The organism is Micromonospora eburnea, assembly GCF_900090225.1.
GTDB lineage: Bacteria > Actinomycetota > Actinomycetes > Mycobacteriales > Micromonosporaceae > Micromonospora > Micromonospora eburnea.
In genome coordinates this window covers 2,876,282-2,899,657 of sequence record NZ_FMHY01000002.1, presented here as the reverse complement: position 1 = coordinate 2,899,657, position 23,376 = coordinate 2,876,282, and the positions used below count along the sequence as shown (strand labels likewise).

General features: G+C 73.0%; 26 protein-coding genes and 1 pseudogene. 11 read left to right on the top strand and 16 right to left on the bottom strand.

Going from position 1 to position 23,376, the window contains the following annotated elements:
• Positions 1-238: 238 nt before the first annotated feature.
• Complete coding sequence (locus GA0070604_RS13605) at positions 239-646, top strand: nuclear transport factor 2 family protein (RefSeq protein WP_091118283.1); 408 nt, start codon at positions 239-241, stop codon at positions 644-646.
• Between the two features lie 128 nt (positions 647-774).
• Here the strand turns inward: GA0070604_RS13605 and GA0070604_RS13600 are convergent, their stop codons facing one another.
• The 5 genes from GA0070604_RS13600 to GA0070604_RS13580 all read right to left on the bottom strand — a co-directional run bounded on the left by GA0070604_RS13600 (position 775) and on the right by GA0070604_RS13580 (position 6,463).
• The gene (locus GA0070604_RS13600) at positions 775-1,437 is read right to left on the bottom strand and encodes a TcmI family type II polyketide cyclase (protein WP_091118282.1); all 663 of its coding nucleotides are present in this window, start codon (positions 1,435-1,437) and stop codon (positions 775-777) included.
• Positions 1,419-2,717, bottom strand: a complete 1,299-nt coding sequence (locus GA0070604_RS13595; RefSeq protein WP_091118281.1) for a cytochrome P450 family protein — start codon at positions 2,715-2,717, stop codon at positions 1,419-1,421. Before GA0070604_RS13595 ends, GA0070604_RS13600 begins: the two co-directional genes overlap by 19 nt.
• A gap of 2 nt (positions 2,718-2,719) precedes the next feature.
• A complete protein-coding gene (locus tag GA0070604_RS13590; RefSeq protein WP_091118280.1) occupies positions 2,720-3,034 on the bottom strand; it encodes a putative quinol monooxygenase in 315 nt (104 codons plus the stop codon).
• Positions 3,031-5,313 carry an FAD-dependent monooxygenase gene (locus tag GA0070604_RS13585; RefSeq protein WP_091118279.1) on the bottom strand — a complete coding sequence of 761 codons (2,283 nt, stop codon included), beginning with the start codon at positions 5,311-5,313 and terminating at the stop codon, positions 3,031-3,033. Before GA0070604_RS13585 ends, GA0070604_RS13590 begins: the two co-directional genes overlap by 4 nt.
• A gap of 268 nt (positions 5,314-5,581) precedes the next feature.
• Complete coding sequence (locus GA0070604_RS13580) at positions 5,582-6,463, bottom strand: NAD(P)-dependent oxidoreductase (protein WP_167363455.1); 882 nt, start codon at positions 6,461-6,463, stop codon at positions 5,582-5,584.
• Between the two features lie 163 nt (positions 6,464-6,626).
• Between GA0070604_RS13580 and GA0070604_RS13575 the strand changes: the two genes are divergently transcribed.
• A complete protein-coding gene (locus GA0070604_RS13575) occupies positions 6,627-7,016 on the top strand; it encodes a DUF2267 domain-containing protein (RefSeq protein ID WP_091118277.1) in 390 nt (129 codons plus the stop codon).
• 39 nt (positions 7,017-7,055) lie between these two features.
• Here GA0070604_RS13575 and GA0070604_RS13570 read toward each other — a convergent pair whose 3' ends face one another.
• Entirely contained in the window at positions 7,056-7,499 is a 444-nt protein-coding gene (locus GA0070604_RS13570) for a PPC domain-containing DNA-binding protein (RefSeq protein WP_091127101.1), read from the bottom strand.
• A 437-nt stretch (positions 7,500-7,936) separates the two neighbouring features.
• Here GA0070604_RS13570 and GA0070604_RS32360 point away from each other — a divergent pair, with 437 nt between their 5' ends.
• Positions 7,937-8,095: a hypothetical protein gene (locus GA0070604_RS32360; protein ID WP_167363454.1), complete on the top strand. Its 159-nt coding sequence runs from the start codon at positions 7,937-7,939 to the stop codon at positions 8,093-8,095.
• Between the two features lie 63 nt (positions 8,096-8,158).
• Here GA0070604_RS32360 and GA0070604_RS13565 read toward each other — a convergent pair whose 3' ends face one another.
• From GA0070604_RS13565 to GA0070604_RS13555, 3 genes are read right to left on the bottom strand one after another with little or no spacing between them, the layout of a single operon-like run.
• On the bottom strand, positions 8,159-8,722 hold the full coding sequence (locus GA0070604_RS13565) for a GerMN domain-containing protein (protein WP_091127100.1): 564 nt from the start codon (positions 8,720-8,722) through the stop codon (positions 8,159-8,161).
• Positions 8,719-10,071, bottom strand: coding sequence for a sensor histidine kinase (locus GA0070604_RS13560; RefSeq protein WP_091118276.1), 1,353 nt, complete (start codon positions 10,069-10,071; stop codon positions 8,719-8,721). Before GA0070604_RS13560 ends, GA0070604_RS13565 begins: the two co-directional genes overlap by 4 nt.
• Positions 10,068-10,742, bottom strand: coding sequence for a response regulator transcription factor (locus GA0070604_RS13555; RefSeq protein WP_091118275.1), 675 nt, complete (start codon positions 10,740-10,742; stop codon positions 10,068-10,070). Before GA0070604_RS13555 ends, GA0070604_RS13560 begins: the two co-directional genes overlap by 4 nt.
• 152 nt (positions 10,743-10,894) lie before the next feature.
• Here GA0070604_RS13555 and GA0070604_RS13550 point away from each other — a divergent pair, with 152 nt between their 5' ends.
• From GA0070604_RS13550 to GA0070604_RS13530, 5 genes and pseudogenes are all read left to right on the top strand, one after another.
• Positions 10,895-11,302, top strand: a complete 408-nt coding sequence (locus GA0070604_RS13550; RefSeq protein ID WP_091118274.1) for an STAS domain-containing protein — start codon at positions 10,895-10,897, stop codon at positions 11,300-11,302.
• Between the two features lie 31 nt (positions 11,303-11,333).
• Complete coding sequence (locus GA0070604_RS13545) at positions 11,334-11,612, top strand: hypothetical protein (protein ID WP_091118273.1); 279 nt, start codon at positions 11,334-11,336, stop codon at positions 11,610-11,612.
• 66 nt (positions 11,613-11,678) lie between these two features.
• Positions 11,679-12,224: pseudogene (locus tag GA0070604_RS13540) on the top strand (STAS domain-containing protein); the annotation flags it as partial.
• Positions 12,225-12,379: 155 nt separating this feature from the next.
• Positions 12,380-12,664 (top strand): BON domain-containing protein, encoded by a 285-nt coding sequence (locus GA0070604_RS13535; RefSeq protein WP_091118271.1) that lies wholly within the window; start codon positions 12,380-12,382, stop codon positions 12,662-12,664.
• A 129-nt stretch (positions 12,665-12,793) separates the two neighbouring features.
• Positions 12,794-13,279 (top strand): hypothetical protein, encoded by a 486-nt coding sequence (locus tag GA0070604_RS13530; protein WP_141721286.1) that lies wholly within the window; start codon positions 12,794-12,796, stop codon positions 13,277-13,279.
• Here GA0070604_RS13530 and GA0070604_RS13525 read toward each other — a convergent pair.
• A complete protein-coding gene (locus GA0070604_RS13525; RefSeq protein ID WP_091118269.1) occupies positions 13,236-13,952 on the bottom strand; it encodes a hypothetical protein in 717 nt (238 codons plus the stop codon). The genes GA0070604_RS13530 and GA0070604_RS13525 overlap by 44 nt on opposite strands.
• Entirely contained in the window at positions 13,945-14,400 is a 456-nt protein-coding gene (locus tag GA0070604_RS13520) for an RNA polymerase sigma factor (RefSeq protein WP_244161878.1), read from the bottom strand. The genes GA0070604_RS13525 and GA0070604_RS13520 overlap by 8 nt, the downstream gene beginning before the upstream one ends.
• 244 nt (positions 14,401-14,644) lie before the next feature.
• Here GA0070604_RS13520 and GA0070604_RS13515 point away from each other — a divergent pair, with 244 nt between their 5' ends.
• A complete protein-coding gene (locus tag GA0070604_RS13515) occupies positions 14,645-15,898 on the top strand; it encodes a YncE family protein (protein ID WP_244161877.1) in 1,254 nt (417 codons plus the stop codon).
• A 21-nt stretch (positions 15,899-15,919) separates the two neighbouring features.
• On the opposite strand, the gene GA0070604_RS13510 is transcribed toward GA0070604_RS13515, so the two are convergent.
• The 4 genes from GA0070604_RS13510 to GA0070604_RS13495 form a co-directional block, all read right to left on the bottom strand.
• Positions 15,920-16,369, bottom strand: a complete 450-nt coding sequence (locus GA0070604_RS13510) for a VOC family protein (protein ID WP_091118267.1) — start codon at positions 16,367-16,369, stop codon at positions 15,920-15,922.
• An 82-nt stretch (positions 16,370-16,451) separates the two neighbouring features.
• Complete coding sequence (locus GA0070604_RS13505; protein ID WP_244161876.1) at positions 16,452-17,000, bottom strand: DUF6194 family protein; 549 nt, start codon at positions 16,998-17,000, stop codon at positions 16,452-16,454.
• Between the two features lie 107 nt (positions 17,001-17,107).
• Positions 17,108-17,977 carry a DMT family transporter gene (locus GA0070604_RS13500; protein WP_167363453.1) on the bottom strand — a complete coding sequence of 290 codons (870 nt, stop codon included), beginning with the start codon at positions 17,975-17,977 and terminating at the stop codon, positions 17,108-17,110.
• A gap of 133 nt (positions 17,978-18,110) precedes the next feature.
• Positions 18,111-18,764, bottom strand: a complete 654-nt coding sequence (locus GA0070604_RS13495) for a phosphatase PAP2 family protein (RefSeq protein ID WP_244161875.1) — start codon at positions 18,762-18,764, stop codon at positions 18,111-18,113.
• Positions 18,765-18,965: 201 nt separating this feature from the next.
• Here GA0070604_RS13495 and GA0070604_RS13490 point away from each other — a divergent pair, with 201 nt between their 5' ends.
• On the top strand, positions 18,966-21,602 hold the full coding sequence (locus GA0070604_RS13490; RefSeq protein WP_167363452.1) for a wax ester/triacylglycerol synthase domain-containing protein: 2,637 nt from the start codon (positions 18,966-18,968) through the stop codon (positions 21,600-21,602).
• Complete coding sequence (locus GA0070604_RS13485) at positions 21,593-22,342, top strand: SDR family NAD(P)-dependent oxidoreductase (protein WP_091118263.1); 750 nt, start codon at positions 21,593-21,595, stop codon at positions 22,340-22,342. Before GA0070604_RS13490 ends, GA0070604_RS13485 begins: the two co-directional genes overlap by 10 nt.
• 37 nt (positions 22,343-22,379) lie before the next feature.
• Here the strand turns inward: GA0070604_RS13485 and hpnH are convergent, their stop codons facing one another.
• Positions 22,380-23,375, bottom strand: coding sequence for an adenosyl-hopene transferase HpnH (hpnH, locus tag GA0070604_RS13480; protein ID WP_244162192.1), 996 nt, complete (start codon positions 23,373-23,375; stop codon positions 22,380-22,382).
• Position 23,376: the final 1 nt, after the last annotated feature.

The window sequence follows — 23,376 nt, the reverse complement described above, 5'->3', positions numbered from 1 at the left end:
GCCCACCAACGCCCCACCGGTCGCTACGCCGCCTGGTAGGAGCAGGACGAAGCGGAACGCGACCGCGCCGGCCGCCACCATCGCGGCCACCGGATAGGGGTCGGCGACGCTAGGGGGTTGTCCACGCTGACCGGGTGCGCTTGGCTGAGCTCGGCTCACGTTCCCGCGCGTCGGTCCGGGCCGGACCGGCGGCGCATCACCCGCCCGAGCGGGGCGGCCACATCCGGGAGGGGATCGCATGGCAGTTGAGGTCGAGGCGGTCGTGGAGGCGCTCTACGACGGTCTGAAGCGGATGGACGCGCCGGCGGTGGTCAGCCTGTTCCACCCCGACGCGGAGATCGTCACGCCGAAGTCGCTGCCCTGGTCGACCGGCCACTACAGCGGCCTGGACGGGGCGATGCAGTACTTCACCGGCGCACTGGAACTGCTCGACGACAACCGGTTCGACGTGGAGGAGGTCCGCGTCTCCGGCGACAGCTGGGCTGCCGCCATCGGCATGTGGTACGGCCACTTCCGCAACGGTGGCGAGTTCAACGTGCGTTTCGTACACTTCTGGACGCTGCGCGACGGCAAGGTGATCAAGGGCGAGGGCATCTCCGACACCGACGGCATCGTCCGGGCCAGCCGCGGCGAGAAGACGTCCTGACCCGGTCACCGTCCGTCCACCCACGATCCGCCGGGCCCTCCAGCAGCGGACCGGCGTGTCCGCACCGCGCCCGACCGCCGGACGGCGGTCGGGCGCGGTCGTGACGGTGGGCGGCGGAGACGTCCTGGTCAGTCCTCGGCGCGCCACCGGTAGAACACCTTGGCCACCGCGTCCTGCGGGCCCCGCCAGGCCTCCGGCCGGTACGGGCTGATGTACGGTCCCAGCTCCTCCATCACCTTGCTGAAGGCCGGCCTGTGGTGGTTGTGCCGGATGGCCTCGGCGATCGACGCGTCCTGTTCCAGCAGGTGCACGTAGACGTCGTCGATCGAGTACAGCCAGCGCCCGGTCACGCCCAGTTCGGCCGGCAGCGACCCGGCGTCGGACTCGGCGAAGATGCGCGCCACGTCCGGCTCGGCGCCCGGCTTGATCCGTCCGACGATCACGGTCAGCGTGGTGTCCGCGGGCGGCTCGCCGTCCGGCGCCCAGCGGTAGAACTCCTTGGCCACCGAGTCGGACGGGTTCTTCCAGTACCTCGGGTACGGCGTCACGTACGGTTCGATCGCCTCGGCGATCTTCTGGAACGCGGGCAGCCCGCGGGTCTGGCCCGACACCTTGGGGTCCTGCCGGCGCTCGATGACGTGGAGATAGAGGTCCTCGTGCGACAGCAGGATCCGCCCGATGACGCCGAGGTCCTGTGGCCGGGTGGTCCGGTCGTAGTAACCGAAGACGTCGCCGACGGTGCGCTCACTGCCGGGGACCATGTGGCAGACGATCACGTTCCGGAAGACCATGACTGCTCCTTTGGTGGGATCGGTTCACGGGAGTGCGCCTGGTGCGGGAGCGCCGAGGCGGTGAAGGTGACCGGCAGTTCCAGCAGGCCCCGGAACGGCGACGCGGCCGGCAGCCGGCGTACCTCGGCGAGCGGGACCGCGAGCCGCAGCCCGGGCAGCCGGCGCAGCAACGCGCCGAGGCCGATCTGTGCCTCCATCCGGGCCAGCGAGACGCCCAGGCAGTAGTGGACGCCGTACCCGAAACCCAGGTGCGGGCCGCGTACCCGGCGGACATCCAGTTGGTCGGGATCGGCGAAGTGCGCCGGGTCGTGATTCGCCGAGTTGATCACGACGCCGACCACCGAGCCACGCGGGATGCACACCCCCTGGTACTCGACGTCCTCGGTGGCGATCCGCGGGCTGGCCACCGGCAGCGGGCCGTCGAAGCGGAGCAGTTCCTCGATCGCCGAGGGCAGCAACCTGGGCGTGACGCGCAGCAGTTCGAGCTGGTCGGGGTGGGCCAGCAGGGCCAGCACCGCGTTGCCGAGGAAGTCCGCGGTGGTCTGGTGTCCGGCGAAGAGCAGCAGGAAGCTGGTGGTGACCAGTTCCGGCTCGGCCAGCGTCCTGTCATGGTCGCAGGCGTCGATCAGCGCGCTGATCATGTCGTCGGCGGGCCGGGCCCGTTTGGCCCGCACCAGGTCGGCGAGGTAGTGGTGCAGCAGCAGCTGGGCCTCCTGCACGGCCGCCCGTTCCTCCTCCGGGCTGCGCCGGGACGACCCGGACGTCCTGATCACCTGGGTCCAGCCGAGCACCTGCTCGTGTTCGGCGGCCGGGATGCCGAGCAACTCGCAGATCACCGTCATGGGCAGCGGGATCGCGAAGTCGCGCATCAGCTCGGCCCGTCCCCGCGCCACCACCTTGTCGAGCAGGTCATCCACGATCTGCGCCACCCGAGGCCGCAGCGCCTCGATCCGGCGTGGTGCGAACGCCTGGGACACGATCCGGCGCAGCCTGGTGTGCTCGGGCGGATCCGAGTTGAGCATGTTCTTGTTCAGGCCCTCCGAGTTCGGCCCGAAGATCCGCAGGTAGTGCTGGCCGGGGCCGTAGAGGTCCTTGGACAGCCGGGCATCGGTCAGCGCCGCCCGGGCGTCGTCGAAGCGGGTGATCAGGTACGAGTCGAAGCGCGGCGAGCTGACCGGGCACACCGGCCGGTCCGCCCGCATCGCGGCGAAGGTGGGATAGGGGTCGGCGGCGAACTCGTCGGTGTAGATGTCGGCTCCGCGTACGACATGGTCGGTCATCGTCACTCCCCCGCCCCGCCGGGCACGGTGTGCAGCACCTGGTAGGTGTTGCGCTGCGCGGACTCGCGCAGCTCGCGGATCACGCGCAGCAGCCGGTCACGGTGTTCACTGCGGCCGAAGGCGTCCAGCCGTTCCCGGTCCGCCCAGTCGCTGATGATCAGATAGCTGCGCGGGTCGTCGGCGTCGCGCACCAGGTCCTGGTGCAGGCAGCCGTCCAGCGTACGGATCTCCTCGGCCGCCGCGAGCCACTCCTTCTCGAACCGTTCCTCGCAGCCCTGCCGGGTACGCATCGCGAGCACGGTGCGGACCCGGGTCATCGGGCACCGCCGAACACCAGGTACAGGTGCTTGCGGAGCGCGTCGGCGTCGATCGGCTGGCTGCGGAACCCGACGTGCCCGTCCGGCCGGATCAGGTACAGGGCGGCGCCGCTGACCCCGTAGGTCGTCCGGAACTCGCCGCCGGCGTCACCCACCACCGGCGGGGCCAACAGCCGCGGCGCCCGGGCGTCCGGGCTGAGCAGCAGATACCCGTCGATCTCCTCGGCCACCTGCCGGTGCAGCTCGGCGTACAGCTTCTCCACCGCGGCCAACGTCGCCTCGTCCGCCGAGCCGTCCGCGTAGAGCAGCAGGGTGTGCCGGGTGCCCCGGGTCAGGTCGCGCAGCCGCAGTGGGTGCCCGACCCCCTGCCGGCGCAGGCCGCCGACGTCGGGGGCGCGGTCGCCGGGCCGGGGGCCGCCCCGCAGGGCGTCGGGGTCGGACACGCACTCCCCCACCAGCGGGCTGTCCGCGTAGCTGAGCAGCATGGACATCTCCTGGAGGAACTGGCGCGTCAGGTCCTCGCGGTCCAGCTCGTCGGTGAAGGCCATCCGGACCGCGCGCCCGACGATCTCCTCGCCCTCCGGGCGTCGCTCGGTCTCGTAGCTGTCGAGCAGCCCCGGCGCCGCTATCCCGCGCACCGCCAGCGCCAGCTTCCAGGCCAGGTTCCAGGCGTCCTGGATGCCGGTGTTCATGCCCTGGCCGCCGGCGGGCGGGTGCAGGTGCGCGGCGTCCCCGGCCACGAACACCCGGCCGTCCCGATACCGGTCGACGATGCCGTGGCTGATCCGGAAGACCGACGACCAGCGCAGGTTGGACGCCCGCGTGCCGGGCGGGGCCAACTGGTCGAGGGCGAGCTGGACGTCGGCGAGGGTCGGCGCGCCGAGTTCCTCGCTGAACCCGGGCGGGGCGTCCTGCCCGCCGGTCTGTGCGAAGAACCGGGGCGGCGCCAGCGTGGCGATCCGGTACCGGGCCTCGCCCCGCAGCGGGACGCACACCAGCATGCCGTCCATCCGGCCGTCCGTCTCATGCAGGAACCGGAGCAGGTGCCCGTCCGGCATGTCCCAGTCCACGTCGACGTCACCGAGCATGAACAGCTGCGGGAACCGGCCCAGCCCACCGGTGAAGGTCAACCCGAGCAGCTCGCGGACCCGGCTGTGCGCGCCGTCGCAGCCGACCAGGTACTTCGCGCGTACGGTCTCGGTGCCGCCGTCGGCGGTCGCGACCGTGGCGAGCACGCCGTCGTCGTCCTGGCTGAACGCGATCAGCTCGGCGCCGCGCTGCGGGCGTACGCCGAGGGTGGCCAGCCGTTGGGTGAGGATGCGCTCGGTCTCGTACTGGGGCAGGCCGAGGTGCGCGTACGGCAGGTTCGGCAGTTCCCAGCTCATCCGGTGGGTCTGGACACCGTTGACGAACACCACGTTCCCGGTCAGCCAGATCCCGGCGTCCATCGCCTCCCGCACGATGCCCTGGTCCTCCCAGAGCTCCATCGTGCGGCAGTGCACCCCGATCGCCTTGTCGGCCTGCCCGGCGGGGGTGACCAGCTTGTCGATCACACGGCAGTCGATGCCGCGCCGGGCCAACTCGACAGCGGCGGTGAGCCCGGTGGGTCCCGCCCCGACGACGAGTACGTCCGTTGTCCTGTGCACAGCAGCAGCCTCCCTGCCCGTAGTCGGTTCAGGCCCGCTTCCGGGGTCGGCCGCGACGTGGAAGAGGCGGCGCCGGAAGTCGAGAAGGAACGGTGCGATCGGCCCGGCCTCCTGTTCGGCGTGGGCCGGGTCGCGGATCCAGCGGTGGAACTCCGCCTCGCTGGCCCACTCGGCGAAGATGTGGAAGACGTCCGAGCCGGGTTCGCGCAGCAGGTCCTCGCGCAGGTACCCAGGCACCCCGGCCATCCGGGTGGTGACCTCGGCGTATCCGCTCTCGAACTCGGCCAGCCGGTCGGCCGGCACGGTCAGCTCGACGTCCACGAAGATCCTCGATCCCCCGTGGTCGCCGTCGTACATCACCCGATGGCTCTCCGGCCCGTACGCCTCGACCAGCGGCCGGACGGCGTCGGCGAGACCCGCCGCGACCGGGCCGGTCTGGTAGGCGCGCAGCGCCGACTCGTCGGCCCATTCGGTGACGACGACGTAGGCGCGCGGGTCGATGGCGTCCCGCAGCAGGTCCTGCCGGAGGCCGCCGGGCAGGCTGCCGATCCTCCCGGCGACCCGGCGCCACACCGACTCCACGGCGGGTTCGAGCCCCGGACGCGCGCGCATCCGGACCATCGTCCTGATCATCAGAACTCCTTCAACGGCCGGCGGGAGACGGTGGACCGGTCGGGGCGCGTACGACCCGAACCACCACGACGTCGTCCTGCGACCCTGCCGGAGGTCGCGTCACCCCGCCGTCACCGCCGGCCGGTGCCGAGTCCACGACGGTTGACGCGGCGGGGACGCACCGGCTGATTCACGCGCGACGGACCCACCGACGGTCCGCGCATGGCACTCCGGCTCGGCGCCGCGCCGCGACCGGTAGCGGTCGCCCGCCGAGTTCGGCGACGGCCCGTTACGCCGGGCGCGTCGGCGACAGGGCGCGGGTGACCACGGTGAGGTCCTCGGCGCCGAGCCCCTGCGCCATCGCCCGCCGCCACTCGGCGGCCAGGCTCTCGGCTGCGGGGAACCGGCCGGCGTCGACCTCGCGCAGCGCCAGGTCGACGTCCTTGACCGCGAGAGCCAGCGGGTACTGGGCGGTGTAGTCGTCCCGGCCGATCCGCTCCACCTTCTCCGCCGCCCAGGGCGACACCAGCGGAGAGCCGTGCAGGGCCGCCAGCACCGCCGCGCGGTCCAACCCGAGGGCGTCGCCGTACGCGACCGCCGCGGCGAGCCCTTCCGCCACGAAGGCGAGCAGCAGGTTGTTGACCAGCTTCAACCGGGAGCCGGCGCCGGTCGGTCCGACCCAGACCGTACGCTGCCCGACCGCGTCGAAGACCGGGGCGACCCGGTCCCGGGCCTGCTCCGGCCCGGACGCGAAGACGACGAGCCGGCCCTGCTCGGCCGGGTCCCGGCTGCCGGCCACCGGCGCGTCCACCAGGAGGACCTTGGGGTGCTCCGCGGCGACCTGCCGGGCGAGGCGCTCGGTGTCGGTGACGCCGATGGTGCTCATCTGGGCCCAGACCGCGCCGTCGGCCATCGCGGCCAGCATCTGTTGGTCGAAGGCGATGGACCGGACGGCGTCCGCGTCGGTCACCATGGTGACCACCACATCGGCCCCACGTGCCGCGTCCGCGGGGCTCGTGGCCAGCTCCGCGCCCTGGTCGGCGAGTCGGCGAGCGGGCTCCGGGTGGCGGTTCCAGACGACCGTCGACAGCCCGGCGCGGAGGATGTTGCGGGCCATGGGGGCGCCCATGCCGCCGAGCCCGAGCACCGCCACCCGCCGCGTCTCCGTCATCGTTCCCCCGTATCTCCCCATCGGGAGCGTAGGTCAGCGCCGCCGGTGACGGCACCGAATGGCGACACCGGCGGCCGTCTGCCCGGATGCCACCGAAGCGGGGCGCGGGGCCGGGCCGGCGTGTCAGGATCACCCTCGCGGGGTGGCGTCGGATGGGGGTGGCATGAAGTATCAGGAGTTCGTGGCGCGGGTTCGCGAACGCGGGGAGTACGACAGCGCCGCCGAGGCGCAGCAGGTCATCAGCGTGGTGGTGACCTGCCTCGCGGAACGGCTGACGCCAGACGAGGCGAGGCAGCTCGGCTCGCAGTTGCCGGCGGAGATGGGCGACTTCCTGAAATCGGCCCCGGGTGGCGCGCCGCGCATCGGGGTGACGGAGTTTCTCCGGAAGGTCGGTGACGGGATCGGCGCGACCGAGCGCACCGCCGAGTGGGACGCGAGTGCCGTCCTGTCGACCATCGCCGACGCCGTGTCCGGCGGGGAACTCAACGACGTGGTGACCCAACTGCCGTCCGGCTACGCGTCGCTGTTCGGGCGGCCCGGCGTGTCGGGCTGAGACGCGGACCGACGCGCTCCCCCTGCCGCCCGGCGCTGCTCACGGGCTGGTCGTCCCCGCCAGCAGCGCCAGCCCGGTCTCCGGGTCGACCCGCTTGGCGAGGCTCGCCCCGACCTCGGAGATGATGACCTCCAGGGTCGGCCACACCTCGCCGCGGAGCAGGTGGCCACCGACCGTCGAGCCGTCCCGGCGGCCCAACACCGCGTGCACGTGCAGCGCCGGCCTCCCCTCGTTCTCGGCGATGTCACCCAGCAGCGACAGGACCTCGACCTGCTCCCGGACCGGAATGGTCCGGTAGTCCCGCTGCTCGCGCTCGAAGTAGCCGAGGTCCGCCGAGGTGAACCCGCCCACGGCGGTGACCCGGGCGCCCCGGATACCGTGCCGCTGCGCCGCCTCGTTCACGGCGGCCACCGCGTCCTCGCCCTTGTCGACCACCACCACCAGTACGCGCCGGTCGCCGTCGCCCAGTTCGACTTCTTTCATGATCACCCTCATTCCGCCCGCCGGGGAACCTCCGCTCCACACCCGGTACGCCCGGCCGGCCCGCCGTGCGGTCACCGGTCCCCCGCCACGCTATCGACGCGGTGGGCCCGGACAGGCTGGATCGCCGCACTTCCGGGTCTATCCGCCCCTGGCTGGGCCCCGGTCGGCTCGATGTGCGGCAGGTAGTGGTCTCGGCGACGGCGGAGGCCGCCGTCTGCGGGACATGGAGTGAATCACCGGTGCGACGCGCAGCGTCCGTCAGGTGCGGCCGGGACCCCCACCGCGGATGTCCGGTTCGTGTTCGGACATCCGGTAGCCGGGTGCCCGGAGCGCTGGGTGGACGCCTGCGGCGGTTTGCCGCCGGTGCGGTCGGGAAGCCAAGCGGTTGCCACGGCGCGGATCCGGTAGCCGCGCCGACGTTGAGGCGGGAGGTTGACATGGGTAACCAGGATCGACTCCACGACCTGCGCCAGCAGGCCCACAACGCGGGCATCGAGGGCAACTCCAAGATGACCGAGGGCCAGTTGCAGAAGGCGCTCAAGCAGGTCGACAAGGGTACGTCGCCGGAGATGGCCAAGCGACAGGCCAAGGGCTGACCGTACGCCTCGACGCCGGGATCCCGCGGGGTGCCGGCGTCGAGGCGCGATGCCGTGGCGGTTTCAGCGCCGCCTTATCAGCGGCGCGTAGTCGATTCCGGTGAGCGGCAGCCGGGACAGTGATCCGTCGGCCCGTGGCACGTCCAACGGCTGCCCGTCCCGACGGAAGGTGACGCCGTGCACGTCGGCGCGGCTGGTCAGCGTACAGACGATCTGGCCGAACGCGAGGATCTGGTCGCTGCGTCCGGTCTCGTCGCCGGCCCCGCCCACCTCGACCTCGGCGACGCCGCCGCTGAGCCGGGCCCCGGCCACCGACGCGGTGCCGGTCAGGGCGCTGGTGAAGCCGGCGTCCCGTTCCGTGTTCCCGGGCCCCGCCAGCAGGTGCCGCAGGTGCGTGTCGACGTCGGGCAGGTAGTCCACGCGGCGTACCACGGTGCCGAGTCGGTCGTCCCGGATGAAACAGAGCGACTCGCTCACCCGACCGGCGTTCGAATCGGCGCTACCGGCGGTCGGGCTGTTGTAGGGACCGGGCCGGCCCGACACGCGGCGGGGAGCGTCGTCCACCGGAACGCCGCACCCGGTCAGCAGGAGCGTGGCGATGGCCACGATCAGCACGCGTCGGGTCATGGCCGGCACCCCGGCAGCTCCACCCGGAACCGGGCGCCACCCTCGGGGCGGTCCGTCACCATTGCCCGGCCCCCGTGCACGGCCGCGTGTTCGGCGACGAGCGCGAGACCGAGACCGGTCCCGTCGGTGCCGGCACGGGCGTGGGCCGCCCGGCCCCGGACGAAGCGGGCGAAGATCACCTCGCGGTCCGGCTCCGGCACGCCGGGCCCGGCGTCGTCCACCTCGATGCTGCCGGTGCCGTCGTCGTCGCAGGTCAACCGCACCTCAACCGGCCCTCCGGCGTAACGGACGGCGTTCTCCACGAGGTTGAGCAGGATCTGCGCGACCCGACGCCGGTCGACGAACCACTCACCGCCGGCCGGGTCGGACCGCACCAACTGCTCCGGCAGCCCCTGCGCCCGGCAGGCATCCCGGGCGAGCACCTCGACGTCGACGCGCTCGCGGTGTGCCGGCTGCTCGGCACGGGCCAGTTCGATCAGGTCGTCGACCAGCCGCTGGAAGCGGGCGATCTCGTCGGCGACGAGTCCGGCGGCCGTGGCCGTACGTTCGTCGTGGTGCTCGCGGCGGCGGTCCAGCACGCTCGCCGCGGCGGCCAGCGTCTGCAGCGGAGAACGCAGTTCATGGCTGACGTCCGCGGCGAACCGGCGGTCCCGCTCGATGCGCTGCGCCAGTTGCTCCACCATCCGGTTGAAGGAGGTGGAGAGGCGGGTGAGGTCAGGGTCGGTGGCGGGATCGAGGCGCGTGCTGAGGTCACCCGCGACGATCCGCTCGGCGGCGTCGGCGACCGCGGTCAGTGGCCGGAGGCTGTGCCGGGTGGCGTACCAGCCGAGGGCGGCACCCGAGCCGGCGACCATGATGGCGACCGCGGTCAGTGTCAACCCCACCAACTGGACGGTCTGCTCGACCTCGCGCAGCGAGGTGAGTTCGTAGTAGCTGGTGGTCGACGAGAGCGGGACGCCGACCAGCAGGGCCGGCTGCCCGTCCGTCCGGATCCGCTGCACGGCCGGCTCGCCCGAGCGGACCATCCGCTGGAGCTCTGGCGGTACGGCGCTGGCGCCGATCTCCGCGCTGCGCGCGTACCACCCGCCGTCGCGGTGCAGCAGCGGACGCCGGGCGCTGCCGGTGTCCAGCGACCGGAGCACCTCCGCGATGTCCGGCGCCTCCGTGTCCAGGCCCGAACGGACGACCGCGGCGTCGAAGTACGCCGCCCGCACCGCGGCGCGTTCCCGCTCGTCGAGCAGCGACCGCCGGGTCAGGTCGTACGAGAAGAGGGCCATCGCCGCCGCGAGCAGCAGCGCGCCGATGGCGAACGCGGCGGTGACCCGGGCGCGCAGTCCGAGTCGGTTCATCGCTGGAGCTTGTAGCCGAGACCGCGGAGGGTGACCAGGTGTCGCGGGTTGCCCGGATCCTCCTCGATCTTCTGCCGCAACCGGCCCACGTGCACGTCGACCAGCCGCTCGTCGCCGGTGTCGTATCCCCACACCCGCTGTAGCAGCTGCTGGCGGGACAGGACCTTGCCGGCGTGCTGGGCCAACTCGCAGAGCAGGCGGAACTCGGTCCTGGTGACCGCGACCGGCCGGCCGGTGCGGCGGACCTCGCCGGCGTCCGCCCTGATCTCCAGGTCACCGAAGACCTGCACCGCGGCGGGCGCCACGATGGCCCGCCCCCGGCGACGCAGGGCCCGCAGCCGGGCGGACAACTCCTTGATCGCGACCGGCTTGACCAGGTAGTCGTCGGCACCGGCCTCCAACGCGGCCACGATGTCGTGCGTGTCGTCCCGGGCGCTGACCACCACGATGGGTACGTCGTCGTCGCGGCGGAGCTGCCGAATGCACTCGAACCCGTCCAGTCCGGGCAGCATGAGGTCGACGAGCACGTTGTCCGCCGGGTCCTGGCGTTGCCGGCGCAGCCCCTCCTCGGCGCTCGCCGCCCCGTACGCCGTGTAACCCTCCTCCTCGAGCGCGAGCAACAGCGCGAGCCGGATCCGGTCGTCGTCCTCGATCACCAGTACGGCTGTCACCCCGGCATCATCCCCGGCCGGGCGCGGGATCACCAACCCCCCGATCTCTGACACGGATTTGTCACACAACTGTCATGCCGCCGCGTGACGACCTCCACGATCGGCGCCCAGGGTGTGAGACAGCAACTAACCGAGCCACAGAGGAGCCATCAGTGACCGCGCACCACCCGCTCCCACCGGAGTGCCGGGTGCCCCGGGTCGAGCTGGACATCACCGCGGAACTCGACCTGTCCCGGCTCTCCGAGGTCGGGGCGGTCCTGGACCGGGTCCTGTCCCTGCATCCCGCGGAGGTCGTGATCGACCTGTCCGGATGTCGGCACCTCGACGCGGCGGCCATCGGGTTGCTGTTCGACGTCCAGCGCCGGATGACCCGACGAGGCGGCGTGCTCACGCTGCGCGATCCCCACCCACGGATCCGCCGCATCCTGGACACGGCCCGTCCTGACCAGCCGTTACCGGTCGCCGGTGGCACCCCGCATCCACCATCCCGCGGCGACGCGGTCGGCGCCGGGCCGGCGAGACCAGCGCTCGGGCGGGCCCGGGTCGTCACCCGGTCCTGACCCGGCGGGAGCGAAGTCCAAGGAGGAACCAGTGACCGGCAGCGCGCTCCTCAGCGCCCTCGCCATCGGCATCGGCGTCGGCGTCGTGGGCCGGCTCGTCCTGCCGGGCCCGAAGGCCGCCCCCGTGTGGCTGACCGTCGCCCTCGGCGTGGCCGCCGCGCTGCTGGGCTCCGTGACCATCCGCCTGATCGGCGTCGACGAGAGCCAGGCGCTCCCGCGGCTGCTCGCCCAGGTCGGCTTCGCGGTCCCCGCGGTGGTGCTCGGCGTCGTCACCGCGCGCCGGGGCACCGAGGACGCCCGCCGGTCCTGAACAGCCGCGCCACCCGGCAACCGCCGAGCCCACACGTCGGCACGGGCACGAAGCGAGAGGAGAGGCATGACGGTCGTACCGGCGGACCACCTGATGAGCTTGATCTGCGACGACTGCGGCGACACGATCACCGGTACCGCCTGCGTCCTGCCCGACGCCGAGGTCGTCTGGACACTGGTGTTCGAGCACGGCTGGACGGGCTCGCCCTTCGCCTCCGGCCCGCATTTCTGCCCCCGCTGCACCGCCCAGCCAGCGGACGGCGGTGACGAGGGCCCCGACTCGGCCCGCACCCCGGAGTTCGACGACGTGCTCGGTGTCGGCGACCTCGACGGGGTCGGCGACGACCGGGCGGCCGGGAGCGCGGAACCGGCGGAGCCGGTCCGGCGGGCGCTGGCGGAAGCCGTCACCCTCGGCCGACAGGTGCTGGTCGACCTCGCCGAGGTGCGCACCATCGAGTCGGTGGGCCTCGGCCTGCTGGTACGCGCCCACCAGGATGCCCGGCAGGACGGCAAGGTGCTCTGCCTGGTGGCGCCGTCCCGCTTCGTCCGGACCGTGCTGCACACCATGCGGCTGGACAGCGTCTTCCCGGTCATCCCCACGCGGGCGGCCGCCTTCCGGCGCGCCAGCCGGCCGCCGATGGGGTCCACCCGCCCGGCGCCCACGGCCGGCGCGGCGCGGCCGGGTCGGCCCCGCGGGGAACATCCGCCCGTACAGCCGAGTTCGGCGGCACCCGCGCCGCCGGTGACGACCACGGAGGTCGCAAGGTGATGCCCTGGCCCTACCCCGAGCACAATCCCTACGTCGGCGACGACGGGGTCCGCGACGAGGACCTGCGCCTCGCCGCACTGGTGGCGCAACGCCTGAGCGCCGACTGGACCACCCGCCGTCAGCAGATCTCGGTGAGCGTGCAGAACCGGGTGGTCATCCTGACCGGCATGGTCGCCGACTCGGCCACCCGGCAGGCGGCCGGCGACCTGGCCTGGGACGTTATCGGCGTCTTCGACGTCTGCAACGCACTCACCTTGTACGGTCGGGGTCGTGGCCGACGATGAGCTCGGGTCGTCCGGAGCCGGCAACCGAGGGCACGACAGCCGACCTCAGCGGCGAACGGACACCCGCCGACCCCGCGGGGTGCGCCCGCCCGGCGGCCCACCCGGGCCGGGGCACCGGCGTCCCTCCCGGTGAACCACGACGGCTTCCCTGACGATCGCGCCGACGACACACTCCGCGCCTGTCCCGCCGGTACGGTACGTGCGGCCCATGCCGGGAGCGCGACGGGTCTGCGACGATGGGTCATGGCCTCCAGATGGCGCGACCGTTGGGATCCGTTGCCGGCGGCCGCGGCCGTGATCGCCTTCGTCATGATCGGTCTCTACGCCGGACTGATCGCTCGACAGGGCGGCGAGGTCGCGGCCTGGTTTGTCGGCGGGCTGACCGGCGCGGCCCTCGGCTCGGTCTACGGCGTGGCCCGCGCCGCGCCGCTACGGAGGCTGGCGCTGACGGTGTCGGGCGTGGTGATGGTGCTGTTCGGGCTGCTCGGCATCCTGTCGATCGGCTGCCCGATCCTCGCCGCCGGCGTGCTGGCGCTGGTCGCCGCCGCACGGTCGGCCCGGACATCACGCCCTAGTCGAGCGAGTTGGCGATCTCGATCGCCTCGGACATGGTGAGGTCACCCTCGAGCCGGTAGCTCACCTCCGCCTCCTGCCAGATCAGGGTCGAGGCGGCGAGCCGGGCGGTCTCCACCCGGACAGCGCCCGTCCGGTCCACGTAGGTCACCGAGTGTGGACCGCCGATCCAGATGGCGAAGTCGCCGTCGACCTGGACCCACTCCACCCCCGGCCCGCCGGCCTGCTTCTGGAAGGCCGGGTCGAGCCGACCGTCGAAGGCGTCGATTCGCAGCGCTCCGCCGCGATACAACAGCGTGGCCACCCGGCAGGCGCCCGTGGCATCGGGGTCGGCGACCAGCACCTCCTCGGGTGGGCCCAGCTTGGCCGGGAGCCGGATCGGGAAGTGCACCTTCCGCTGCGCCTCGACCAGGGCGGCGGACCGCTGCGACGGCAGCGGTGACGCGGTACCGGTGGGCAGCGCCGATCCGGGTGACGAGACGATGGTGATGCCGGCGAAACGCAGCAGCCCCGCCACGGCGTCGGCGACGGCGGCCCGCCCCGGCGGCAGCACCGCCACGACCAGCGCGACGAGCGCCGCCACGAGGTAGCGCCAACGGCGTCGGGCGGGCTCGGGTGCGGTGAGCCGGGCCCGTACCCGGGCGGCCACCTCGGGCGGCTCGGGGGTCCGCAGCCAACCGGCGAGGTCGCGCAGCTCCCGCTCCAGGTCATCCACGCCGCACCTCCTCGCGGTCGAGCAGGCCGCGGAGCTTCACCAGTGCCCGTGCGGTCCGCGACTTCACCGTGCCCCGGGGCCAGCCGAGCATCGTCACGGTCTCGTCCTCGCTCAGGTCGAGGAAGAACCGGCAGACGATCACCTCACGGTCCCGCACCGGCAGCCGGCGCAGGGCCCGCACCAGCGCGGCGCGACGTTCCCCGGCGAGGACCGCCTCGACGGCGAGGTCCCCGGCGACCTCCGACACCGGGTGGGCCGCCGCGGCCCGCAGCACGAGGCCGTCCCGCCGGCTGCGCGAACGGTGCAGGTTGCGGGTCTCGTTGGCCACGATCGCCAGCAGCCAGGAGCGGAAGGACGACTCGCCGCGGTAGCGGGAGAGATTGCGATGTCCCTTCACGAACGCCTCCTGGATGACGTCCTCCGCGTCCGGGCCCGCGCCGAGCAGCACCGCCGTCCGGTACGCGGACGCGGTGTGCCGGGCGACCAGGAGTTCGTACGCCTCCAGGTCACCGGCCCGGGCGCGGGGGACCAGCTCTGCGTCGTCCAGGACAACCTCCGGTGGGGACGAACTCTTGACACCGGCCAGGCCCCGCGGGTTCCGCCGAATCCAGCTCGGCGCGACTGACGCCGCGGCCTGGGGCCGTCGTCGACCGTCCGCGGAACCTCGGCCGTCTCCGCGGTGTCACCCGGGCATGATGGCAGGAGAGACGATCTCGCGGCGTACCGTACTGACCGCGCTCGCCGGCACCGGTGCCGTGGCGCTGATCGGCTGCGACCCGGTCCGGCAACGACAGCCGAGCAGCGTCACGCTCACCGACCCACTACTCGTCGAGGTCGACGGCGGTCTCGGCGTACTGCGCGGTGGCGAGCGGCTGACAATCCCGCGCGCGGTCGCCACCGCCGACGGGCGGGCGGTCTACGCGACCGCACCCGACGGCGCGGGCACGACGTTCTGGCGGGTCGACACCGCCACCGGCCGCACCTCCACCCGGGTCACCCTGCCCGGACGGTGGCTGCCGCAGGCGGTCTCGACCGACGGTACGCAGGTGGCGCTCACCTCTCAGGCCGGAAACGCCACGAGCGGACGCCCGGACGGGCGGGACGTGACCCCGGTGCTGATCGCCGACCTCACCGGGATCCGGCACCGGTTCGAGCTGCGGGGGAACTTCGTACCGGAGGCGTTCACCGAAGACCTCGCCGGACTGTTCGTCCTCGAGTGGCTGCCGGCCCGGGCACCGGATCGCTACCGGGTCCGGGTCGTCGATCTCGCCACGAGGACGCCCGGCCCGCTGTCCACCCGAGCCAAGACGCCGGTCCCGCCCGGTGCCGAGGAGGAGATGCGCGGCGACGGGCGCCAGGCCGTGCTCGCGCCGAACCGCACCACCCTCTACACGCTCTACACGCATCAGCCCGATCACCGGCACACGCGCGACCTGATCAGTGGCCGGCCGGGCAATGTGCACGCGTTCGTGCACACGCTGAACCTCGTCGACCGCTGGGCGTACTGCGTCGACCTGCCGCACCCGTTCGGGGAGGCGCCCGCGAGTGGCCACGCCCTGGCGATCAGCCCGGACGGAGACCGGCTCCACGTCGTCGACGTCACCTCGGGCGGCATCGCGGAGATCTCCACGGAGGAGCTCACGGTACGCCGGACGGCCACCCTGGCCGGGGGCACCGGCGCCGGCCACGCCGCCGCCGGCCGCGACCGCCTCTTCGTCGCGTCCGGGACGGCGGTACGCGTGGTGGACGTCGACGCCCTCCGCGACGTCACCGGCTGGCCGGTCCGTGAACCCGTCACCGGCCTCGTGCTCAGCCCCGACGGCAGCCGCCTCTACGTGGGCCAGACCGATGCGGTGAGCTGGCACGATCCGGCCACCGGTAAGGAACTCGGCCGAGCCGAGGTGCCCGGCCTGGTGGCCGTGCACGGCCTCGCCGGGCGTGCCTGACCACGCGTCGTGCAGGTCCGGTCAGCCGGCGGACGTGCCCGCCATCTGCGCGAGGATGCCCGTGGCCTGGCCGAGTTCGATCAGGTAGCCGTCCGGGTCCCGCAGGTAGCAGCGAATCTCGACCCCGTGGTCCTTGGGCTCGGTCAGGAACTGCCCGCCGCGCGAGCGCCACTGCTCGTAGACGGCCCGCACGTCGTTGACGCGGATGTTCAGCGCGCTGCTGAGCGAGTCCGGGTCCGCCGGCGCCTGGGCCCGTACGGTCGGCTTGTCGTCGGTGGGGCCACCCTCGTTGTTGATCACCAGGTAGCCGTTGTGGAACCGGAGGATCGCCGGCTCGCGTTCACGTATCACGGTGGCACCCAACACCTTCTGGTAGAACTCACGGGACCGGTCCACGTCCCGCACGATCAGCAGGTGGGTGAGCACCATGCCGTGCTCCGGTCGGAAGTAGTCCGGTGCTTCGTGCGTCATCGGCGCCTCCCCTGGTCGGCACCCCGGTTACCCGTGGCGGCCGGCAGCACACGTGCCGGCCGGCCGCTTCCTCGGCGCGCGGTCAGTCCCGGCTCTGCCGCCGGCGCAGCGAGCGGTGGTGCCGGTCCAGTGCCCGACCGTGGGCGTGCGCGAGCAGCCGGTCGACCTCGGCCAGGGCCCGAACAGGGTTGAGTACGCAGGCCCAGCCGTGGGTGCCGTAGACGGGATGGGGGCCGATCTCGTCGAGGACGGTGGGGTCGAGCGAGGCGCGGTGGTCGGCGAACCGTGCCGGCGGGTAGCCGAACCGGCGCTGGAACTCCTCGCGGCCGAGCTCGATGCTGAGTCGGAAGACGCCGGGCCGGTCGAGCTGGAAGTCGTCGTCGAAACCGGCGGTGTCGTGCCCGACGATCGTGGCGAAGGGTTGGCGGCGCCCGTCGCCGACGAAGAAGAACCGGTCACCCCAGCTGGACGGCGGGGCGCCGGAAGCCTCGTCGGCCTGGACCACGGCGACCTCGGGCAGGGCGAGGATGCGGTCGGCGACGTCGTCGGCGCTCGGTGCCGAACCGACCGCGGCGACGAGGCCGTCGTCATCGAAGTCGGACGCCCGGTGGGTGGATGCGAAAGAAGCCATGGCCTTCATCGTATCGCTGAACTTCCCTTTGAGACTTCAGCCATCGTCTACGCTCACGGGTCGACCAGAACCCTCAAACCGCAGGACATGTCCACCGGACGGCGCCGCTACGCGCCGGCGACGTGGGGTGCCCGCCGGGCGAGGAGGGAGACCGCGACGACCACCACCGCCAACGCGAGCACCTCGCCCAGCACGATCCAGGGGCCGGTCCTGATCCGCTCGTCGAGCCAGAGCAACCCGACCGCGATGGACACCAACGGGTCGGTGACGGTGATCGTGGCCAGGGCCGGGGCACCCATCGGGCCGGCCTGGTAGGCGTTCTGGCTCAGCAGCACGCCGAACGGTCCGAGCACGGCGATCGCGTACACCTGCCACTGGCCGAACACCGCCAGCGCGCTGGGCTCGAACCGCAGCCCGAGGCTGCTGATCAGCCCGGCCGTCACGCCGTAGCAGATACCGGCGGCGACGGCCAACGGCAGCGGTCGCCACTTGCGGCCCAGCTTCAGGGCGCTCAGCAGGCACCCGCCCACGGTGGCCACCACCACGACGCCGAGCAGCGCGGCAGACCCGAACGACTCGAACCCCTTGCCGTGGCTGCGCGCCGGCTGCGCGACCGCCAGGAAGGCGCCGAGCCCGAGCAGGCACAACCCCGATTCCAGCAGGCTCCGCGCGTCCGGCCGGCGGTGCTGAAGCAGGCCGAACAACAGGACGTACCACACCAGGCCGGTCACCAGCAGCGGTTGCACCAGCAGCAGCGGCGCCATGCTCAACGCCGCGACCTGCAGGGCGAAGGCCGCCGCCGCGAGCAGTGTCGACCAGCGCCAGCCCCGGATCCGGAGCAGGCGTACCAACAGCCTCGGCTGTCCGGCCCGCTCCTCAGGAACCGCGTGGGAGGCGCAGAACTGCAGCACCGAGGCCGCGCCGAACGCCGCGGCGGCGCCGATGGCCAGCACGGCACCGGCCGAGATCTGTCCCACATCGTTCACCATGCGCTCGCTGGCCTTCCTTCTCGTACGCCGCGACGGCCGGACGTTCGGCGGGACGGCGGGCCGGTCGGTCACGCCGCGGAGGACCCGGCCGGGGTCGGCGTGGCCGCGGCGGTCCCACCGGTCAGGGCGGTGCCCGGTCCAGCCAGCGCGGGAGGGGAACGGTCCGCCACGGCACCCGCAGGAGCAGCCGCGCGATCAGCAGTCCGAGCAGGTATCCACCGATGCTGTCGGTGAACCAGTGGTAGCCCAGGTAGGTCGTGCCGATGAAGGTCAGCACGCCGGGCAGCCACTGCACCAGACGGCGAGCCGGCACGGGCAGGTACGGCGCGAGCAGCATCGCCAGCACGGTGAAGTAGACGATCGCGTTGCTGACGTGCCCCGACGGATAGAACTCCTCCGGGCCGTGACTGAACATGCGTACCGAGCCGTGGTGCGGTGCGCCTCGTGAGGTCCACCGCTTCAGCCCGACAATCAGCAGTGTACTGATGATCGGGGCCAGCCCGGTCGGGATGACGGGGCGCACGGTCCGGTGACGCCAGGCCAGCCAGCCGGTCACCAGCAGGGTGACGACGATCAGCGCTCCGCCCTGCCCCAGATAGTCGAAGGCCCGCATCAGCACGGTCACCGGCGGCGGTCGGTGGCCGTCGCACCAGTCCCGTACGGCGATGTCCACGTCGAGCAGCGGCGACCACCAGACCAGCGCCGCGGTGAGCGCGGCGAGGGCGGCGACGAGCAGGCCGTCGAGCCACCAGCCGCCCGGGACCGGCCGCAGCACGGGTACGCCCAGGGGACGACGTCGCCCCCGCCCGGTCCGCGGTGTTCCCCCTGTCACGGCACCTCCCACTGCAGGCTGCCCGACGGGCATCTGATCTTCGAAGATATCCCATATTTGGGCAAACCAGCAGTTAAGCTGATGAACGCCTCCGAGGGACGGTTCCTTACGCCCCTCCCCGCGCCTTGCCTGGGAGCATCCGACATGTCAGCGACCACGCGCCCCGCGCTGCCCCTGGCCGTCGGAGGGTCGACCGCCACGGACCGCACCGAGGCCCCGAGCTCGGGAACGCCGGACGGTGATACCGAGCCGATCGCCCGGCGGGTGCTGGTCGTGTCGGCCAACATCGGCGGCGGGCACGACGCCACCGGGCGCGCCCTGGCCGAGCGGGTGGGTGCGTTGTGGCCGGGCAGCCGGGTGGGCTGGGTGGACACCCTCGACGTGATGGGTCGGGGCGTCGGCCGCTCGTTCCGGCGCACCTACCGCACCAACGTCGCCGCGACGCCGTGGCTGTACGAGTTCTTCTGGGCGTCGATCTGGCGGCACCGCTGGTTCGCGACCGCCTCCAAGTGGTTCACGGGGGCCTGGGCCGGCCGGGGGCTCGCCCCGGTCGTCGAGGGTTTCGACCCGGACCTGATCGTCTCCACCTACCCGCTGGGCAGCGCCGGACTCGCCTGGCTGCGCCGGCACCGTGGTCTCGGCGTACCGGTCGGGGCGTGGGTCTGCGATTTCGCGCCGCACCCGTCCTGGGTCTACGCCAACCTCGATCTGGACCTGGTGGTCCACCCGGCGGCGCTCCCGGTGGCGGCGGTCGCCGCACCGGGCGTACGCCTGGGGGTCTGCGCGCCACCGGTGCTCGACCGGTTCCACCCCGGTGACCGGGCCGAGGCCGCCCGGCGCGCCGGCCTCGATCCGAGCCGGGCGGCGGTGGTGGTGGCCTGCGGCTCGTACGGCTTCGGGCACGTCGAGGAGGCCATCCAGGCGCTGGTCGGCATCGGCGACGCGGTGCAGGTGGTCGCCGTCTGCGGACACAACGACCGACTCGTCGCCCGGTTGGACGCGCTGCGCCTGCCGGCCGACCGGCTGCTGGTGCGGCGTTGGGTCGACGACATGCCGACCCTGCTGCGCGCCGCCCGGCTGGTGGTGACCAACGCGGGCGGGGCCACCGCCCTGGAGGCATGGGCCACCGGCACGCCCATCGTGATGTACCGGCCCATCGCCGCGCACGGCGTGGCCAACGCGGCGCTGATGGCCGCCGCCGGCCTGGCCGAGACGGCCAGCACTCCCAACGCCCTCGTCGCCTGCGTCCGCAGCCGGCTCGTCGGCCGGCAGGCCACCGCCCCGACGGAACCCGCGACCCACCCGCGCCTGCCGGACCTCGGGCTGCCCGCGCTGGCCGACGCGCAAGCAACGGCGGGCGACACCCACCCGCCGGTGGCCGGTGGCCCGCCCAGCTGGCCGGTACGGTCCCAGGACGCGTTCTTCCTGCACGTGCAGTCGAAGACGGTGGCCCAGCAGATCGGCACCGTGCTGGAGCTGGGCCCCCGCCGCGACGGCCGGGCGCTCACCGCGGCGGATCTCGTCGCGCTGCTGGAGCGGCGGTTACCCGTCATCGCCTCCCTGCGCCGCCGCCTGGTCGACCGGGGCCGGTGGCACCGCCCCGGCTGGGTGGTCGACCGGCACGTCGATCCCGCCGCCCACCTCGACGAGGTCACGGTCGGCCCCGGCGACGACGGCAGTGCCGCCCTGGACCGGTTCTGGTCCCAGCCGCTGGCCGGCGACCGGCCGCTGTGGCGGATGCTGCTGATCAGCGGCCTCCCGGACGGGCGTACCCGGGTGGCGGTGAAACTGCACCACTGCCTCGCGGACGGGGTGTCCGCGATCGGCCTCATCGGACGGCTGCTCGACCGCCCCGACGGCGCGGCGCGGACGGTGTCGGGTACGGTCGAGCCCGCGACGATCGCCCCACCCGAGCGGGGCGAGACGGTCCGTCGGCTCGGGCTCGCCGCGCGCGGTCTCGCCCGGTTGGCCACCCAGGGACCGGCGCCGGCGACCGGATTCAACCGTCCGGCCCGTTCGCCGGCCCGCCGCCTGGTCACCGCGACCCTGCCGGCGGCCGAGGTGCTGCGCGCGGCGCGCGCCTGCCGGGCGCACGCCAGTGACCTGATGCTCGCGCTCACCGCCGCGGCGCTGAACGTCGTCCAGCCGGCCGACACACCGCCGCGGCTGCGGGCGATGTTCGCGGTCTCCAACAACCCGCGACATCGAGCTCCCACCCAGGGCAACTGGACCGGGGCGGTCACCCTCGACCTGCCGCTGGGCCGCCTCCCGGCGCGGGCCCGGGTCGCCGCCGTGCGGCAGTCGCTGCGCACTGCCCTGGAGAGCGGGGAAGCCGAAGCGGCCGGCCTGGTCATGCGGACGATGGGCGTCCTTCCCGCGCCGCTGCACGCCGCATTCGCCCGACGCGTCTACACCAGCCGGCATCAGAACGTCATCGTGTCGTACATGGCGCTGCCGTGGGAAACCCGGCTGCTCGCCGGCGCCCCGCTGCTGGCCCCCACCCCGGTGGTGGCCCTGGCCGAAGGCGTACCCCTCGGCGTCGGAGTGCTGCGGTGCCGGAAGACCTTCGAGATCGGCGTGCTGATGGACGAGTCGCTGGCCGACCGGGGGGCCGCGTTCGTCAGCGCCCTGCACACCAGCCTGGCCGAACTGCTCCACGAGGTCGACGCCGGCGGTTCCGCCGCGTCCGGCGGCCGGTCGGCGGAGCGGGTGCCGGACGGCGAACCAGCCGGGCCGGGGCGGACCGGACCGGCTCCGCCTGGGGTGCCACGGTGCGCCTGACCGGCGCGGTGGTCCTGGTCACCGGCGCCTCCTCGGGCATCGGAGCGGCGCTGGTGCGGCGGCTCACCCGGGCGGGCAGCCGGGTGCTGGCCGCCGGCCGGGACCTGGAACGACTCGCCCGGCTCGCCGCCGAGACCGGGGCAACCGTGCTGCCGGCCGACCTGGCCCCACCCGGCGCCGGACGGGACCTGGCCGAGCGGGTCCTCGCCCGGCACCCCCGGGTGGACGTGCTGGTCAACAACGCCGGCATCGGCTGGGCCGGCGCGTTCGCCGAGATGCCGGACGCGGCCGTCGACGAGCTGATCGCGGTGAACCTGCGTGCACCCGTCGAGCTGACCCGGGCGTTGCTGCCCGGAATGCGCCGCCACGGCGGCCACCTGGCCTTCGTGGGCTCGATCGCCGGCCGGCTCGGCGTGGCCGAGGAGGCCGTCTACGCGGCCAGCAAGGCGGGTCTGGACATCTTCGCGCAGAGCCTCCGGCCGGAACTGGCCCGCCACCGGATCACCGTGAGCGTGGTCGTACCCGGGGTGGTGGACACGCCGTTCTTCGCCCGACGGGGGCAGGCGTACCAACGTCGTCGGCCCCGGCCGCTGCCCCCGGAGCGGGTGGCCGACGCGCTGGCCGACGCGATCGTCCGGAACCGGGCCGAGGTCTACGTGCCGGGCTGGCTGCGCCTGCCGGTGGCCGTACGCGGGCTGCAACCGGCGGTGTACCGGCGCCTGGCGGCCCGCTTCGGCTGACCCGGCACCGCGTCGGCCCGGGCGGCCGGACGCGGACTCAGTTACGCATGGCCCGCAGCGACTGCCGCAGCGAGGACATGGTGGCCAGCACGGCGGTCGGCTCGTACCCGCAGTGCGCCATGCAGTTCGCGCACCGCGCGTCGCGCCCCCGGCCGTAGCTGTCCCAGTCGGTCCCGTCCAACAGCTCCCGGTAGCTGGCGGCGTACCCGTCGGCCATCAGGTAGCAGGGCCGCTGCCAGCCCAGCAGCGAGTACGACGGGATCGCCCACGCCGTGCAGGGGAAGTCCACCTTTCCTTCGAGGAAGTCCAGGAACAGCGGCGAGTGGTTGAGCCGCCAGTGGCGGCGTCGGCCCCCGGCGAACGCCTTGCGGAACAGCTCGCGGGTCTCCGTGACGCCCAGGAAGTGCTCCTGGTCGGGCGCCCGCTCGTAGGCGTACGCCGGGGAGAGCATCATCTCGTCCACCTGCAGGTCGTCGTTGAGGTAGTCGAGCACCTCGATGACAGTCTGGGGGGTGTCGGTGTTGAAGAAGGTGGTGTTGGTGGTGACCCGGAAGCCGCGCTCCTTGGCCTCCCGCACGGCGGCCACCGCGACGTCGAACACGCCCTCCTTGCACACCGCCGCGTCGTGCCGTTCCCGCAGCCCGTCGATGTGCACGGTGAACGCGAAGTACGGCGACGGCCGGAACTTGTCGATGTGCTTCGGCAGCAGGACCGCGTTGGTGCACAGGAAGACGAACTTCTTGCGCCGCACGAGTTCGGCGACGATGGTGTGGATCTCCGGATGCATGAGCGGCTCACCACCGGCGATGGAGATCATCGGTGCGCCGCACTCCTCCACGGCGGCCAGGGCCTGCGCCACCGGCATCCGGCGCTTCAGCAGGTTCGCCGGCTGTTGGATCTTGCCGCAGCCCGCGCACTTCAGGTTGCAGGCGAACAACGGCTCCAACTCCAGCAGCAGCGGGAACCGCTTACGGCCGCGTATCTTCTGTTCCATCAGGTAGCTGGCGATCCGCAGGCTCTGGCGCAACGGCATG